Consider the following 16,483-nt stretch of genomic DNA (forward strand, 5'->3'; position numbering starts at 1 on the left):
GCCTACTATTAAAACTTTTCAGATAAAAACTTCGATAAAAATGCAATTTCCACATTGCAATCTTCAATATTTCGTTCCATTAAAAGGTTTACCGAAAAAAATAACTACTTTTGCCGACAAATTTATTAGACTGGTATAAAAGTGGCAAGAAAGAGAAAAGAATTTCCCCTATTGGAGAAGGTAACAATTACAGATGTGGCTGCCGAAGGAAAAGCCATCGCAAAGGTAAATGATTTGGTTGTTTTTGTGCCATACGTTGTTCCTGGTGATGTCGTTGATTTGCAAATCAAAAGGAAGAAGCATCATTATGCGGAAGCCGAAGCGGTAAAGTTCCATGAGTATTCCTCCATAAGAGCCGTTCCGTTCTGTCAACATTACGGTGTATGCGGCGGTTGCAAATGGCAGGTCCTTCCATATTCCGAGCAAATCAGATACAAACAAAAGCAAGTGACCGACAACCTTACCCGTATCGGTAAGATTGAGCTTCCGGAAATATCTCCGATAATAGGTTCGGAGAAGATCCAATGCTATCGGAACAAACTGGAATATACTTTTTCCAACAAACGTTGGCTGACTACTGAGGAGGTGCGGCAGAATGTAGTGTATGAGCAGATGAATGCCGTGGGCTTCCATATTCCCAACGCATTTGACAAGGTGCTTGCTATCGAGAAGTGTTGGTTGCAAGATGATATTTCCAACCGCATACGTAACGCGATACGTGATTACGCATACGAACACGATTATTCGTTTATCAACCTGCGTACCCATGAAGGGATGTTGCGCAATATGATTGTGCGTACCTCCACTACTGGAGAACTGATGGTCATTCTCATTTGCAAGATTGAGAAAGAGGAAGAGATGGCATTGTTCAAGCAACTGTTGCAATATGTGGCAGATACATTTCCTGAGATTACTTCTCTTTTATATATTGTCAATAACAAATGCAACGATACCATTACTGACCTTGAAGTGAATACGTTCAAGGGAAAAGATTATATTTTTGAGGAGATGGAAGGGCTGCGCTTCAAGGTAGGTCCCAAATCTTTTTATCAGACCAACTCAGAACAGGCTTACACCCTTTATAAGGTGGCACGTAATTTTGCCGGACTGACCGGAAACGAACTGGTTTATGACCTCTACACCGGAACGGGGACCATTGCCAATTTTGTATCCGGACAAGCTCGTCAAGTCATCGGTATCGAATACGTGCCCGAAGCCATAGAAGATGCCAAAGTCAATGCTGAAATCAACGGCATAAAGAACACTCTCTTCTTTGCCGGAGACATGAAGGATATGCTGACGCAGGACTTTATCAACCAATATGGTCGTCCTGATGTCATCATCACCGATCCTCCCCGTGCCGGCATGCATCAGGACGTGATAGATGTGATTCTGTTTGCCGAGCCTAAGCGTATTGTTTACGTCAGCTGCAATCCTGCCACACAGGCACGTGATTTGCAGTTGCTTGATGCCAAATATAAGGTAAAGGCCGTGCAACCGGTGGATATGTTTCCGCACACCCACCACGTGGAAAACGTCGTGTTACTGGAACTCAAAGTCGAGGTTTAGCAATCATCATCATTAATTACTAACCGTTAATTACAGAAAACGTGTCAAGAGAGAATTTTGTGGCAAGAGCCCGCACGAAATATACAGACTATCTGGTGAAGGAACCGATGGAGCTGATGGAGTTTCTGGCAGCCAAGATGCCGGATGCAAGCCGCACGAAACTGAAGTCATTGCTCAGCAAACGGATTGTTTATGTGGATAGCGTCATTACCACCCAATACAATTTTCCGCTGAAACCGGGCATGAAGGTGCAAATCAGCCGTGAAAAGGGAAGGAAAGATTTCAACCACAAGCTGATAAAGATAGTATATGAGGATGCTTACCTCATCGTGATTGAGAAGATGCAAGGATTATTGTCCGTCAATACGGAGCGACAGAAGGAGCGTACTGCCTATACTATACTGAACGAATATGTGCAGCGTTCGGGCAAGCAGCACCATGTTTACATCGTCCATCGTCTGGATCGTGATACTTCAGGTCTGATGATGTTTGCCAAGGATGAAAAGACGCAGCACACCCTGCGCGACAACTGGCACAATATTGTGTTCGACCGTCGCTACGTGGCGGTTGTTGTAGGAGAGATGGAGAAAAATGCAGGTACCGTTTCTTCTTGGCTTACCGACCGCAAACTCTATGTCTATTCCAGCCCTACGGACGATGGTGGGAAAGAAGCCATCACGCATTATCGTACCATCAAGCGTGCCAACGGTTATTCACTGGTGGAATTGGACTTGGAAACCGGACGCAAAAATCAGATACGTGTACACATGCAGGACTTAGGACATCCCATCATTGGTGACGGGCGCTACGGATTGGAAGAGGTTAATCCGATAGGCAGACTGGCATTGCATGCTTTCAAACTCTGTTTCCGCCATCCTGTCACGGGTGAAAAGATGAATTTTGAAACGCCCTATCCGGGGGAGTTCAAGAGATTGCTCCTGAAGCACAACGGATAATGAGGAAACGTATATGAGACAAATAAAGGCTGATTCCCGCAATGTGGAGAATCAGCCTTTTGCTTATCCTTCTATGCGCTTAGTTATAATAAGCGGCATCTACAAACATCACGATTTCCCCGTCTAATTTTCCTTGAAGGTTGTGCTCGCGTATCCAGACGTTATCAAAGAAGAGGACATCTCCGCCACCATAGTTCATCTCCAGGTTTTCCATGTCGGCATCCATCCATTTCCAATAAAAGGTATAGGAGTTTTCCCGATATGGACGGTTCTCCCCATTCCGGTAATACTGGAATATCTCCCTGCCGCTGTAGTCTTGTGCAAACTTCAACAGATGCTTGCAAAAATCATTCTCTTCCGTAGTATATTCCTCTACCCATGTCTTGCCACATAACTTCTCATCACTGTTTCTCAAATAATCATCCGTATAATATTCGTCTCCACAGGAGGAAATGGTCATTGTCAATACACACAACAACAGCATCTTCACATAATTCAAAGTTTTCATAATTATTTTTTGCATTTAGTTCATACTTGGGAGCAAACATACGTAAAATCTCCGGAAAAGCCGAATAAAAAAGGAAGAAACAGAGTGTTTCGTGAGCAATATCAACGATATATTGATTAAATGGCATTATAATAAGGAACGAATATGAAACAATCACATCCCGCCTGGCTCACAGAATCTGTTCTTCCTCTTGATAAAAGGGGAGATACGTTTATTGGGATATTTTAAAACGCATTCTCCAACGTTTGGCTTCTTCATCCCAGTCGTGGCTGATGATTTTGAAAGTGCCGATTTCGGATGTGTTTTCCACATGGGTTCCGATGCAGAGGCATTCGTCATAATCGCCTACTTTTACGATGCGCACTGTTTCCGTGGCGTCATCGGGCAGGCGCTCTAAGTCGAATCGGCCTTTGGCTTCTTCTTGCGTGATGAACTCTGTGGTGATAGGCAAATGCCGGGCGATTACTTCATTCACCGCTTCTTCCAGTTTCCCGATTTCTTCTGTTGTGGGACAAGCGGCAAGCCGATAGTCCAATTTACTCTTTTTGCGTTCAATATGTGCTGATATGGAGCGTCCGCAACCGAAAAGTCTAATCATGGTTTGATTGATGATATGTTCGGTGGTATGCATTGGGGCGATTGATGCGTCCTGAAATTTGGCACTTGGCTTATTGATTTCTATATCTGTATTCATAGGTATTATGTATTCTATGAGTAGTTTATTAATGTTTTGCAAAAATAGGGATTATAGATGAGATAATGACATGTTTCGGGCAGTAATAGAGAAAAAGGTAGAATCGTACCTTCCTGATGCACTCTCTTTCACGTTTCTGAAAGCAAGGAGGTGTGTCAAAACGAAAAGGAACCGACATAATGATAGATTTTAGGTACGGATTACAGGATTTCACGGATTAATAAAGAATAAAACCGTGTAAATCCGTGTAATCCGTGCCTAAAAGAAAGTGAAATGCATGTTTTGACACACCTCCAAATGCCTGATTGAATGTGGTTCATGATTTTATTCAATGAAATTACGGATTCGGCTTGCCGGATTCAGCGGTGTCTGGTCGGACAACACCAGTGACTTGACCATGTGCAGCGTTCCTTGCTTGTATTTCTGAAAATGTTCCGAGGCGATGTGTTTCTCGTAAGCCTCCTTGCTGGCGTATGTCTCGAGGATAGTCACCATGCAGGGATTCTCTTTTTCGCTGACAGCGTACATGGTCAGTACGCCCGGTTCGGTGCGCAGGGAGATTTCGCCCACTTCGACGGCGTATTTCAGGTACTCGTCCAGATGTTGCGGATAAACTTCAATCTTCGACAGGCGTACGATTCCGTCGGAAGACATCGGTTGCTTGGCGCACATTCCCGGTTGCGTATTGCACGACGATAAAAGGGGGAGAAGCAAAATTGTCAGTATTGATTTTCTCATCTTCATTTATTGTTTTGGATTTATTGGGCGTTATTTGTCAATCTGGCTCTCCGTAAACACATCCGCACGATGTCCCATGAGGTCTATTCTTGCGTATTCCTTGTCAAATTCCTCCATTTCCCAAACCGAAAGCCGGACAGTGGCGGCACCCAGAAAATCATCCAGATGGTTGGGATTGGTCGTACCGGGTATCGGAGCTATCCACGGCTTGCGCGAGAGCATCCACACGAGGGCAAATATCATCTCTTTCTTTTCATATTTGCCACCGTAATAGCCCACCATGGGCAGGCATCCGAGACCGATTGCCGATACGTCCAGTCCGCGTAGGTTGCGGTATTCCATCGGCTTGTCCTTCCTGTTATCATCGGACAAACCGTTATTTTCTGATGTGGATGTCCGTGCAAATGCCTTCGACAGTCCCGTCCATTCTCCGGCAGCCAACAAGATTGCAACCGACGACCTCGTTAAAAAACTTCTTCTATCCATCATTGTATGCCTTTATTGTTTTCCTTATATATACAGAACAACCCACGCAGGATTTCAATTTCATTGTCCTCCAATCGCATCTCCGGCTTTTCCGTTTTAGCTTCCGTCTGTATGCCTATGTCGTTTTGCTCTTGAAACAGCCGTATGACTTCACAGGGCAAAACATGATAACGTCCGGCAATGAAACAAACGGCCTCGTCACGATACAGCTCTTCGGGGAATTCCATATCATCGTTCATCATCCTTTATAGTTTTGATGTCGCAAAGTTAAGGTGAAGCAGAAATGTCGATGTGACAATAAGTGGGATGTTCATACCCGTTTTACTGATTTTTGTGTGTCCGCTTTTCGTTTGTTGGCAGGAAATGGAGTATCTTTGCACTTGTCATTCAAACGGCTACAAGTTTATGAGCAAGGTGTTGAAAGTAAAAAACGTAAGCGATTACAGCGGTTATCATGGACAGGCGGACAGACATCCGTTAGTCAGTGTCATCGACTATGCCGAGATATCGCCCATCCGTCACAGCCTGAATAATTATGGCGTGTACGGGATGTTCATGCACGAACATTTGCCGGTGGAACTAACTTACGGTTGCGGCAAGTACGACTATAAAAGCGGTACGCTTATCTGTGTGGCTCCCGGACAGATAGGCGGCAAGGAGGATAATGGCGAACGGATAGATTTGGACGGATGGGCATTGCTCTTCCATCCGGACTTGCTGTGCGGCACCCCGCTTGAAAAAACCATCAAGGAGTGTACGTTCTTTGACTACCACATCAATGAAGCCCTGCATCTGACGGACGAGGAACGGGATGTCTTTGTGTCGCTGATGCGGCAGATAAAGAATGAGCTGGCAAACCACCGCGATGCCTTCCAAGACCGTATCATCGTGGAATACATCGGCCTGCTGCTCAACTATTGTATGCGTTTCTATAATCGGCAGTTCATCACACGCAAGTTGGAGAATTCGGATGTCCTGATGAAATTCAACGCCTTGTTGCGCGACTACTTCGAGGAGAAACGGCAGCTTTCCTTAGGCCTGCCCACCGTCCAGTACTGCGCCGACAAACTTTGCATGTCGCCCAACTATTTCGGTGACCTGATAAAAAAAGCCACAGGCGACACGGCAAGCAACCACATCCGTCAATACATCATCCGGCTGGCAAAGAATGAACTCGCCGCAGGTGCCACCGTCGCACAAGTGGCTTACGGATTAGGATTTGAATATCCCCAGCACTTCAGCCGCATGTTCAAGAAGCAGACGGGGCATGCACCTAAAGATTTTCGGGAATGGGGTTGAGCACCGAATCGTTCGCATCGAAGTTGCGTCAGAACCCGAAATGGAAATTCAGATAGGCGGAGTAACGATTAGCCATCTCATGAGCCATCGGCCAACTTATTCTGAAATTTGGAGCGATTTTTATGTATTTTCCTACTTTGAATTGCGCTCCGAAGATGGCGGTTCGCTCATCATTGGTCTTGTTCCAATCTTTTTTTGAATATAAGCCGTCGGTCCTGACATATAGGTCTGTCACCTCAGACATCCCGACAGACGCATATACTGAATATCCGTATTGGTCGGCTCCATCTTCGTATGCCGTGTTCCGCATGAAATTGTATTCGGCTCCTATCGCAAATCGGGCGCACTTGTAACCTACGAATGCGGCCACATTCATCCTATCTTTTTTATCTTTATCCCCGCTTTCGTTGAGGCCTGTATAGATGCGGAATTGAAAATTTCTCAGGGGGGTGAGTGTTACTCCTAAGCCGTAATTCAGGCCATCGTTTATTTGTACCTTTTTATACCCCTCTCCATTTACCATCATCGCATCTACAGCTCCCCAATCTGCAAATTTGTAGGCGACCGAGATACCCAAATCGGCACTGCTGCCAAGGTTGTATAAGTCTTGAAAGGATTTCATGATATAGCGATATCCCCAGAATCTTTCTTGTTGGTTGAACTGCGTTGTAGGAATAAGGCCCCCGTTTAATGTCAGATTGCCTTGTTCCCATGATACCATTGCATTCTTGATATAGACAATCCGATGATAATCAGAAACATCATTCGATTTCCCAATATCTATGATGGCTTTTGCCGAAAAGCCATTGCGCAGTTGATACTCGTATCCCAGATAGCTGCGTTCCAGCTCAAAGCCCCGGTCATCATTCTCTTTTCCGAATCCGGTATGAAAATTCCCGAATACCTGTATAAGTGCTTTCCCCTTAGGCTTCTCTATTTCAGCATCCTGTGCCTGTGCGGTCGTAATGACACCGGCTATTATAAGACTTGCAAAAATTATTCTTTTATTCATTGGCATAGCTGTATTTGATTCCGTTTGACGGATGGACTTTCCGTACGCCTATCTTGTTGACGTCGGTTACAAAGAAAGCACGTTCATGTTACATAATTATTGCATTCGTAATAAGAACCTGTTAAGGCGTTATCGGGCCACTTGCGTTTGAAAGATGCTGTGCAAGTGGTTTAAATGTACTATTCTGCACAGTAAAACAATAACGGATACGCAGTAAAAACCGTTTTCATTCCTCTTAAACTTCATCTCGCGTGCTGAGATATACATCTCGCGGCACGAGATATATATCCCGGCGGCTGAGATGTATATCTCAGCACGCGAGATGAAGTTTTTCTTTAGTGTGAAACGTTTTTATCTGCCGGGAAAGAGGTTTTGGTGACCCGATTGTTCTCTTCTCATGTAGGGGAGGATGAGGGTAGGCTGTTCATTGTTGCCGCAACGGCGGCATAAAAAAAGAGAGTGTGTCAATATGCCCGGACAGCATACAGATGACACACCCTCTTTTCAGGATACGTTTTTATTTCTATTTATTTCTTTACTCTGAGCACGCGGATGCCTGTCCACTTGTTGTTGTCTTTCAGCATTTGGGAAAGGGCCGATTTAGAGACAACCACTTTTCCTTCGGTGGAGGAAGCGTGTACTATCGTAAGTTTGTCATCGGCATAGAAGGCGATTCCTATATGGGATACGTCCAATCCGGGAGTATTGGTCGTAAAGGCGATGATGTCACCGTTCTTAATCCAGGGAAGGCCGGCAACGGGAAGTTTGGCTTTGGGCAGGTAGTGGATGCTTTTGCCGGACAAAGCCTGCTCTATCTGTTTCATCTTTGCCACGTTCTCCGGCGAGTTGGCCAGTTGCTTGTACTGTTCGGGGTGGGAGGACATGTAAGAGATGGAGAGCTTTTCCGTGTCGGGGCTCATCGTTGCTGTTACGTCTTGGAGGAAGCCGTTGCGTACGCCGTTGTTTATCCAGTCGGCAATGTAGTGCAGGCGTGAGGTATATCCGTCGATTTTACCGTCGCGATAGCGGACTTTCACCAGGTTTTCAGCAAAAACGCTTTCCGAAATATCGCCGTTTTCCATCTTCGGGGTGAGCGTTTCTGCCAGCACGTATTCTACTAATGTGGTGCAATCCATTTCATCGCAGTTGATAACCAGTTCTTCCGGTCCGTCGGCCTCCAGTGTATGGGCCACGTAGGGAACGTCCAGATACTTTATTCCGTTGCTCAGCATTTCTTTTCCATCTTGGGCGGAGATGGAAGTTGCCAAGGTTGCAGCACAAAAGGTGCTGAACAAAAATTTAGTCATTGCTTTCATTTTCTTTCTTTTATTTGATTATTATTATTTTGCTTCGCTTGCTTCGTTTCAGAACGAAAAAAAGGATGCAGCAAAGTTACTACATCCTTTTCATATAAAGTTTCATCAAATGGGATTATTTTCTTAACGGGCTTCTAATATTTCCGAATTAGCTGTTTATAATCCTCTTTTTTGTCGGATGGAACAAAGGTGAAACCATATTTATTACATAAGTTGGCGGTGGTTTCCACCGATGTTATTGCTCCGGAAAGGAGAGTCCTTCGCGCAACCACTTCTCCAGTTCGCCGGTCCATTGGCGCTTGTAGGTGAAGCTGTCGCGGAAGCCCCATCCGTGTCCGCCGGTGGGATAGACGTGTAGTGTGGCAGGTACATTCTGTCCGCGCAGGGCAAGGAAATAGTTGATGCTGTTGACAGGCGGTACGGTAGTGTCGTCGGCCGACAGCATGAGGAAGGCTTGCGGTGTTCGGGAAGATACCTGCCGCTCGAGCGAGTATTTCTGTTCCAGTTCGGCAGAAGGCGTTTCTCCGATGAGGTTCTTGCGCGAACCACCGTGGGTGACACCCTTCTGCATGGAGATGACCGGATAGAACAATATCTGAAAATCGGGACGGGTAGCGTCGCTGCCGCAGAGCGTGGCAAGGGAAGCCGCCAAGTGCCCGCCTGCGGATGCGCCCATGATGCCGATGCGGCGGGGGTTGACGTTCCACTCTTTGGCATACTTGCGCATCAGGCGGATGGCCTGTTCGGCATCCGACAAGGGAACCTCGTTGTGGCCGTTCGGCATGCGGTACTTCAGCACCGCGTACGTGATGCCTTGTGTCGTAAACCACGCTGCCATATCATGTCCTTCGTGGCCCATGGCGAGGAGGGCGTACCCGCCTCCGGGACACATGATGACAGCCATGCCGTTGGGCTTTGCCGGGCGATAGACAGTCAGGGTAGGGCAGGCTACGTTGGCAACGCGCCCGCCTTCCAACTCTTCCTGTTCGCCGGTCAGCCCGTTGGTATTGGGCGCTCCGTCGGGCCACAACGGCAGCTCGACGGAATCCTGTGCTGATAACATCATTGTTATAAATAATAGAGGTAAGAATAAAATCTTTTTCATGATTGTTCGCATTAACTCTTCTTGGAAATTATTTCGTCTTTAAGGAAGCCTTGATGAAGTAAACAATCAGCAGGGCGTAAGCACCCAGTGCCAGCACTTCGGACCAGGTGTTCTGCAACCAGGCGTCGTTCACGAGGTTGATGCCTCCGAAGCGCATGGCGGCACTCACCACACCCATCAACGCACCGCCGGCAATGAAGCCGGAAGCGAGCAATGTTCCCTTTTCGCCACGTTCGGCATTGAGGACGGCATCCTTGCTGCGGGTGGTCACATACCAGTTGATGGCACCACCCACCACCAACGGAACGTTCAGCTCCAAGGGGATGAACATACCCAACGCGAATGCCAGTGCCGGAATTTTGCAATAGTTCAGAATGATGGCAAGCACCGCACCGATGCCGTAGAGCAGCCAGGGAGCGCCTACACCGTTCATCAGCGGTTCGATGACGGCCGCCATGGCGTTGGCTTGCGGGGCGGCAAGCTGTCCGCTGGTGAAGCCGTATGTCTTGTTCAGGATAATCATGACACCTCCCACGGTAGCGGCGGAGACAAACGTTCCGAGGAATTTCCAAGTTTCCTGCTTGGCGGGTGTGGTGCCCAGCCAATAGCCGATTTTCAGGTCGGTGATGAAGCCTCCTGCCATGGAGAGGGCGGTGCAGACCACGCCACCCATGACCAATGCCGCCACCATGCCGCCGGGGCCTTTCAGACCGACAGCCACCATTACTACGGAAGCGAGAATCAGGGTCATCAGCGTCATGCCGGAAACGGGGTTGGTGCCCACAATCGCGATGGCGTTGGCTGCCACGGTCGTAAACAGGAAAGCGATGCCTGCCACGAGCAGGATGGCGACCGCCGTGTGCAGCAGGTTGCCCTGCATCACGTCGAAGTATAAGAAAAGAACCACCAGCAGCAATGTGACGATGGAGCCTATGGCGATAATCTTCATGGAGATGTCGCGTTGCGTGCGTTTCACGTCCGCTGCCACGCTCGATTTTCCTCCCATCTCTTTGGCGGCCAGCCCAACGGCGCTCTTGATGATGCCCCACGACTTGAAGATGCCGATGATGCCCGCCATGGCGATGCCGCCGATGCCGATGCTTTTGGCGTAATACTTGAAGATTTCTTCAGGAGCCATCGCGCCTACGGTAGCCGTGATTTCCGGGTTCCATTGGTTCAATACCGAATCGCCCCATATCAGTGACATGAGAGGTATGATAATCCACCAGACTGCCAGCGAACCGGCGCAGATGATGGAGGCGTATTTCAGTCCCACGATGTAGCCCAAACCGAGCACGGCGGCACCTGTATTCACTTTGAACACCAGTTTCGCCTTTTCGGCAACCATCTCGCCGAATCCGCATACACGGGTGGTGAAGTTCTCGTTCCACCAGCCGAAGGTGGCCACGATGAAGTCGTAGAAACCACCGATGATGCCCGCCATCAGCAGCGGCTTCGCCTGGTTGCCGCCTTTCTCGCCTGAGACGAGCACCTGCGTCGTGGCGGTCGCTTCGGGGAAAGGATACTTGCCGTGCATGTCGCTCACAAAGTATTTGCGGAAGGGGATAAGGAACAGGATGCCCAGTACGCCTCCCAGCAAGGAGCTGATGAACACTTGCGCAAAGGTTACGGTAATCTCTTGCGGGTAGGTCTCCTGAAGGATGTAGAGTGCGGGAAGGGTGAAGATGGCACCTGCCACAATGACACCCGAACTGGCGCCGATGGATTGGATGATGACGTTTTCGCCCAACGCGTTTTTGCGCTTGGCGGCACCCGATACGCCGACGGCGATGATGGCGATGGGGATGGCGGCTTCAAACACCTGTCCTACCTTCAGCCCCAGATAGGCGGCGGCAGCCGAAAAGAGGACGGCCATCAGGATGCCCCACGTCACCGACCAGGCGTTTACTTCTGGATACTTCTTTTCCGGGCTCATCAGCGGGTTATACACTTCTCCCGGTTTCAATTCGCGGAACGCGTTTTCCGGCAATCCGGTCATCGGTTCTTCTGCTTGTTTCATAGGTCTTTTATTTTTTTATGTTTATAATTGTTGTTCTGATTCCGTTATAGGCTTCAAAGAAAGCAAAAAAAAAGGAGAATTGAAAAATTCTCCTTCATTCAGTTGCTATAAACGAACTATTTGCTGTCTTTTGCAGTCATTTCCCCTTCAATGAACAGCCTCATCATTTCGGTTTTCGCGTTGGTGCGTAGGGTGATGGACTTCTTGAAGTGTCCGGGATATCTGCCTTCGCCGTTGTAGGTCACCTTTACGGTTCCCGTCTTTCCCGGAAGAATGGGCTCTTGTGTATATTCGGGCACCGTACATCCGCAGGATGCCACTGCCTGATGAATCACCAGCGGTCCGTCGCCCACATTGGTGAACTTGAACGTGTAGGTCACCACCGGTTTGCTTTCGGAGAATGTGCCGAAGTTGTGGGTGGTTTTCTCAAACTTGATGTCTGCCTTTCCTTGTGCGTTCGCATATCCGATGCTCATTATCAGCAGCATCATATAAAAAACGATTTTCTTCATCTTTCTTTTTTTTATGTTTCAACGGCTGCAAAGGTAATTCTTTTTCATAAAAATAGTGTCTGTGACGTGCGAAATAGTATTAAATTTGCGCTGCATAACAAAAAAGTCTATGAAGAAAGAAACCATACGTATCGAGAACCTCTCCATCGGCTATCCCGCCAAAGCGGGGATGAAGGTCGTGGCAAACGGCATCTGTGCCGGAATCAACAGTGGCGAACTGACCTGCCTGTTGGGTGCCAACGGAGTGGGGAAGTCCACGCTGCTCCGCACCTTGTCCGCTTTCCAGCCCAAGCTGAACGGAAAGATATTCATCCGGGAAAAAGAGATTGGCGACTATACCGACAAACAATTGTCGCGTGTCATCAGCGTGGTGCTGACCGAACGATGTGATGTCCGCAATATGTCCGTGACAGAGTTGGTGGGGTTGGGACGCATCCCCTATACCGGTTTTTGGGGCACGTTGTCGAAGGAGGACAAAGCTGTGGTGGACGACTCCATTGCGTTGGTGGGCATTTCACACCTGGCACAGCGGATGGCGCACACCTTGAGCGACGGTGAACGGCAGAAGGTGATGATAGCCAAAGCGCTTGCCCAAGAGACTCCGGTCATTTTCCTGGATGAGCCGACGGCTTTTCTCGATTATCCCAGCAAGGTGGAGATGATGCAACTGCTTCATCGGCTCAGCCGGCAGACGGACAAGACTATTTTTCTTTCTACACACGACCTGGAGCTGGCGTTGCAGATAGCCGACAAACTTTGGCTGATGGACAAGGTGAACGGGGTGACTATCGGTACTCCCGAGGACCTTTCGCTGAACGGCAGCCTTGCCCGCTTCTTCAGCCGCAAGGGCATTGCGTTCGATAGAGAGACGGGGCTGTTCCGGGTGGTAAATGAGTGTACCGTCCGAATACACCTCGCGGGGAGCGGGCCTGCATACGCCATGGTGAGCAAGGCGTTGCATCGGAACGGCATCCTGGCCGGTAGGGAGGTGGAGTCGGAGACCTGCATTGAGATAGAAGAAACGGAGGAGGGCGTTGGCCTGCTGATCCGTTGTGCAGGCAAGAAGCCGATGAGGCTGCAAAGCATTGAAGAGTTGCTGGAGAGGGTGGTGGAAAATATCGGAGCAGATGCCCTTCCCTGTCTTCCTTCTGTCTGACCCGAAAATCATAAATGTTTACACGGAAAAATCCATGCCCGAAAACTCCGTCGCCTTCTGCTCTTCTTGTCCGCGCCTTGTCTGCTCCATAGTTTCTTCGGTGTTTCTTCGGACGTTCTTCGGACATTCTTCGGTCCTAGGGAGTGGAGTTTGTCCGAAGAACGTCCGAAGCCGAATAGGCCCTGGTAGGGGTAGGATAGGGAGCGGATTAGCAGGAAAGAAGAGGAGAGTGGGGACGGGAGCTTTTTGGCCGCGACCTGCCTTCTGCGGGAGGTGAATGAAAAACTTTTTACATTCAGGGGGAATGGAACACCTGTCTTATTGGTAATACCTTTCCGCTTCCTTTAATGTTTCAGGCTTTCCGACATCGAACCAGCGCACCCCTTGCAACGGGTAGCCCTGTATGTGCGCTTTTTCGCACACGGACAGGTAGAAGGGGATGATGGAGAATTTTCCGGTCCATTGTTCGTTGTCGAAATGGCGGAAGAGGGAAGGGGAGATGACGTGGATGCCGCTGAATGCCAACTCCTGAAAGGCTCCTTCCCGGTAGTCGAGACCTTGTGGCTTTATTTCGCCGGTAGATTTGTTGAGCCAGCCGTGGAGGCGGTAGTTTCCGTCGAAAAGAAGATAGCGGGAAGTCTGGCGTTCGCTGACGAGCAGGGTCGCTTCCGCACCGCTTTCCTGATGGTGGCGATAGAGGGCGGCAAGGTCTGTTTCGGAGAGGATGTCTGCATTATGGACAAGGAAAGGCTCGTCCCCGTCTAAAAAAGGACGTGCTTTCTTGATGCCTCCTCCGGTGTCGAGCAACATATCCCGTTCGTCGCTGATGTGGATATTCGTGCCGAAGTTGTTGTTCGTGCGGAGGAAGTCGATAATCTGTTCCCCGAAGTGGTGTACGTTGACGGTGATGTCGTTGAACCCCGCCTCTTTCAGTTGCAGTATCACCCGCTCCAGCATCGGCTTTCCGCCTACAGGGACGAGTGCTTTGGGCATGTTGTCCGTCAAAGGACGCAGCCGGGTGCCCAGGCCGGCTGCAAATATCATGGCTTTCATTTATTTTGCAGAAAACGTTTGTTCAATATTCTGTTCGCGGTGAATCAGGTTTACTTGTACGCCGAACTTCTTGTTCAGATGTTCCGCCAGATGCTGTGCCGAATAGACGGAACGGTGTTGCCCGCCCGTGCAGCCGAAGCAGACGGAGAGATTGGTGAATCCACGCTCCATATATCGTTTGACGGAAGCATCCACCAAGGCGTATGCGTGTTCAAGGAAGGTGGCGATTTCCCCGTCCTCTTCCAGGAAGCGGATGACGGGTTCGTCCAGTCCGGTGAAAGGCTTGTAACGGTCGTACTTTCCGGGATTGTTCACGGCGCGGCAGTCGAACACGAAACCTCCTCCGTTGCCGGTCGAGTCTTCGGGAATGCCTTTTTTGTAGGCGAAGCTGGTGACCTTCACTACGAGTTTTCGTTTTTGCAAATCGTCCGTGAACTGCTTCAGTTCAGTCAGTTCCTGCAACACCCGGCAAAGGTAAGGGTATTCGGGGTAAGGTTCCTGAAGCAGTTGGCGCAGGTTTTCGATGGCGAAGGGGACGCTCTGGATGAAGTGCGGCTTCTTTTCGAAATAGCCCCTGAAACCGTAAGCGCCCAATACCTGCATCGTGCGGAACAATACGAAATGGCGGAGTTGGGCATAGAAGTAGGCTTCATCGACAGGTTGGTATTTACGTAGGGCATCTATGTACTCTTTCAGGAGTTCCTTGCGCAGGCTGTCGGAATAGTTTGCTTTCGCTTGCCACAAGAAGGAGGCCACGTCGTAGTAAACCGGCCCTTTTCGTCCACCTTGGAAGTCGATGAACCAGGGCTCTCCGTCTTTTATCATCACGTTGCGGCTCTGGAAGTCGCGGTACATGAAAGTGGCCGAACTGCTTCGGAGCAATACGTCGGCCATCTTCTGGAAATCGTCTTCCAGACGGTTTTCCTGAAAATCCAGCCCCGTTGCCTTGAGGAAACAATATTTGAAGTAATTCAAATCCCATAGGATGGAACGGCTGTTGAACTCTGCCTGCGGATAGCAATAGGAAAAGTCCATTCCGTCGGCACCGGCAAACTGGATGGCGGGCAACAGGCGGATGGTTTTGCGTAGCAACTGTTTCTCTTCTTCACCGAAGACGCTTGTCTTGCGTCCCTTTTCGATGGCGTTGAACAGCAGCACGTCGCCCAAATCTTCCTGCAAATAGTACATGTCATCTTCAGAGCGGATAAACACCTGCGGCACAGGCAGTCCTTTTTGACGGAAATGGTCTGCCATATAGAGAAAGGCGCGGTTCTCTTCCATGGATTCACCGCTTACTCCAATCAGTGTGGGAGTTCCGATGAGCCGGAAGTAACGGCGGTTGGAGCCGGATGAAGGCAGTTCGTCTATTTGTTCCGGTTCGTGTCCGGTATGTGCGATGTAGAGCTTCTTTAGTTCTTCAAGTATCATAATTGTATCTTTTGTTTTGGCGGCTAAGTTAGGGCTTTTGTCTGAAATATGCTTCTCTTTGCAGAGAAAAATGGAGGCTTCCTGCGGTTCTTTACGAGAGTTGAAGGAGTTATCACTTCGCTTCGTTAGAAGTTAAAGGAGTTAAAGCCGATACCTTTGTGCATAATGCCGTTGCAGGAGCATTGACTTTAACTCCTAAGCCGACTTGTCAGCTGACTACTCCTTCTTCTGCTAATTTCTTTAACTCCTGTAAATGAATAAAACGTGGGTTTGCCGCCTTTTGGACTGCATGATTTTCTTTGTTTAGGGACATAAATGTGTTAACAAGAGCGTATTCCTATTAAACCGTGTTATAAAATCGGTCGTTATGCTCCCGGATTTTGGAGATTTCGGGAAAGTCTGTATATTTGCATTGTGTTTTTCATAGTATTAGATTTAAGGTTAACAAGAAAGATTGGCTGTCTGGGATAGATAGCCTTTTTTTTGCACCTAATTGATGTGTTGCTACTCCGCAAAAATATCAGCTGCCCCGGAAAGATTGTCAACCAAAAATGTGGGTCAGCGGATATTTCCGGTTGGTCATCCTTTCTTTTACATTATATTTTTTACCTTTGTGGCATGAAACCCGATC

At 48.6% G+C, this 16,483-nt stretch carries 15 protein-coding genes and 1 pseudogene; 4 read left to right on the forward strand and 12 right to left on the reverse strand.

The window, feature by feature from the left end; all coding sequences use genetic code 11:
* Positions 1 to 141 precede the first annotated feature (141 nt).
* Entirely contained in the window at positions 142 to 1,569 is a 1,428-nt protein-coding gene (rlmD, locus tag K2G43_RS09670; RefSeq protein ID WP_300154610.1) for a 23S rRNA (uracil(1939)-C(5))-methyltransferase RlmD, read from the forward strand.
* A 41-nt stretch (positions 1,570 to 1,610) separates the two neighbouring features.
* A complete protein-coding gene (locus K2G43_RS09675; protein ID WP_300154613.1) occupies positions 1,611 to 2,525 on the forward strand; it encodes an RluA family pseudouridine synthase in 915 nt (304 codons plus the stop codon).
* 79 nt (positions 2,526 to 2,604) lie between these two features.
* Here K2G43_RS09675 and K2G43_RS09680 read toward each other — a convergent pair whose 3' ends face one another.
* From K2G43_RS09680 to K2G43_RS09700, 5 genes and pseudogenes are all read right to left on the reverse strand, one after another.
* On the reverse strand, positions 2,605 to 3,033 hold the full coding sequence (locus K2G43_RS09680; RefSeq protein ID WP_300154616.1) for a hypothetical protein: 429 nt from the start codon (positions 3,031 to 3,033) through the stop codon (positions 2,605 to 2,607).
* 211 nt (positions 3,034 to 3,244) lie between these two features.
* On the reverse strand, positions 3,245 to 3,727 hold the full coding sequence (locus K2G43_RS09685) for a hypothetical protein (RefSeq protein ID WP_300154619.1): 483 nt from the start codon (positions 3,725 to 3,727) through the stop codon (positions 3,245 to 3,247).
* 324 nt (positions 3,728 to 4,051) lie between these two features.
* Positions 4,052 to 4,408 (reverse strand): annotated as a pseudogene (locus tag K2G43_RS09690) (antibiotic biosynthesis monooxygenase family protein); the annotation flags it as partial.
* A gap of 87 nt (positions 4,409 to 4,495) precedes the next feature.
* A complete protein-coding gene (locus tag K2G43_RS09695; RefSeq protein ID WP_363316960.1) occupies positions 4,496 to 4,951 on the reverse strand; it encodes a hypothetical protein in 456 nt (151 codons plus the stop codon).
* Positions 4,951 to 5,193, reverse strand: coding sequence for a hypothetical protein (locus tag K2G43_RS09700; RefSeq protein WP_300154622.1), 243 nt, complete (start codon positions 5,191 to 5,193; stop codon positions 4,951 to 4,953). The genes K2G43_RS09695 and K2G43_RS09700 overlap by 1 nt, the downstream gene beginning before the upstream one ends.
* Positions 5,194 to 5,356: 163 nt before the next feature.
* Here K2G43_RS09700 and K2G43_RS09705 point away from each other — a divergent pair, with 163 nt between their 5' ends.
* The gene (locus tag K2G43_RS09705; protein WP_300154625.1) at positions 5,357 to 6,250 is read left to right on the forward strand and encodes a helix-turn-helix domain-containing protein; all 894 of its coding nucleotides are present in this window, start codon (positions 5,357 to 5,359) and stop codon (positions 6,248 to 6,250) included.
* Between the two features lie 28 nt (positions 6,251 to 6,278).
* Here the strand turns inward: K2G43_RS09705 and K2G43_RS09710 are convergent, their stop codons facing one another.
* The 5 genes from K2G43_RS09710 to K2G43_RS09730 all read right to left on the reverse strand — a co-directional run bounded on the left by K2G43_RS09710 (position 6,279) and on the right by K2G43_RS09730 (position 12,215).
* Positions 6,279 to 7,262 (reverse strand): hypothetical protein, encoded by a 984-nt coding sequence (locus K2G43_RS09710; protein WP_300154628.1) that lies wholly within the window; start codon positions 7,260 to 7,262, stop codon positions 6,279 to 6,281.
* Positions 7,263 to 7,789: 527 nt separating this feature from the next.
* Entirely contained in the window at positions 7,790 to 8,578 is a 789-nt protein-coding gene (locus tag K2G43_RS09715; protein ID WP_297644306.1) for an N-acetylmuramoyl-L-alanine amidase-like domain-containing protein, read from the reverse strand.
* A 235-nt stretch (positions 8,579 to 8,813) separates the two neighbouring features.
* Positions 8,814 to 9,683 carry an alpha/beta hydrolase gene (locus K2G43_RS09720; protein ID WP_300154631.1) on the reverse strand — a complete coding sequence of 290 codons (870 nt, stop codon included), beginning with the start codon at positions 9,681 to 9,683 and terminating at the stop codon, positions 8,814 to 8,816.
* A gap of 28 nt (positions 9,684 to 9,711) precedes the next feature.
* Positions 9,712 to 11,703, reverse strand: a complete 1,992-nt coding sequence (locus tag K2G43_RS09725) for an oligopeptide transporter, OPT family (protein ID WP_300154634.1) — start codon at positions 11,701 to 11,703, stop codon at positions 9,712 to 9,714.
* Positions 11,704 to 11,819: 116 nt separating this feature from the next.
* Positions 11,820 to 12,215, reverse strand: coding sequence for a DUF1573 domain-containing protein (locus K2G43_RS09730; RefSeq protein ID WP_297645089.1), 396 nt, complete (start codon positions 12,213 to 12,215; stop codon positions 11,820 to 11,822).
* A gap of 109 nt (positions 12,216 to 12,324) precedes the next feature.
* On the opposite strand from K2G43_RS09730, the gene K2G43_RS09735 reads away from it, so the two are divergent.
* Positions 12,325 to 13,371, forward strand: coding sequence for an ABC transporter ATP-binding protein (locus K2G43_RS09735; RefSeq protein ID WP_300154637.1), 1,047 nt, complete (start codon positions 12,325 to 12,327; stop codon positions 13,369 to 13,371).
* Positions 13,372 to 13,689: 318 nt separating this feature from the next.
* On the opposite strand, the gene K2G43_RS09740 is transcribed toward K2G43_RS09735, so the two are convergent.
* Together K2G43_RS09740 and K2G43_RS09745 are read right to left on the reverse strand one after the other, a co-directional pair.
* Positions 13,690 to 14,424, reverse strand: coding sequence for a nucleotidyltransferase family protein (locus K2G43_RS09740; RefSeq protein WP_297645084.1), 735 nt, complete (start codon positions 14,422 to 14,424; stop codon positions 13,690 to 13,692).
* Positions 14,425 to 15,852, reverse strand: a complete 1,428-nt coding sequence (locus K2G43_RS09745; RefSeq protein ID WP_297645081.1) for an RNase adapter RapZ — start codon at positions 15,850 to 15,852, stop codon at positions 14,425 to 14,427. It abuts the gene before it with no gap.
* Positions 15,853 to 16,483: the final 631 nt, after the last annotated feature.

The organism is Bacteroides sp. (assembly GCF_029057325.1).
Classification (GTDB): domain Bacteria; phylum Bacteroidota; class Bacteroidia; order Bacteroidales; family Bacteroidaceae; genus Bacteroides.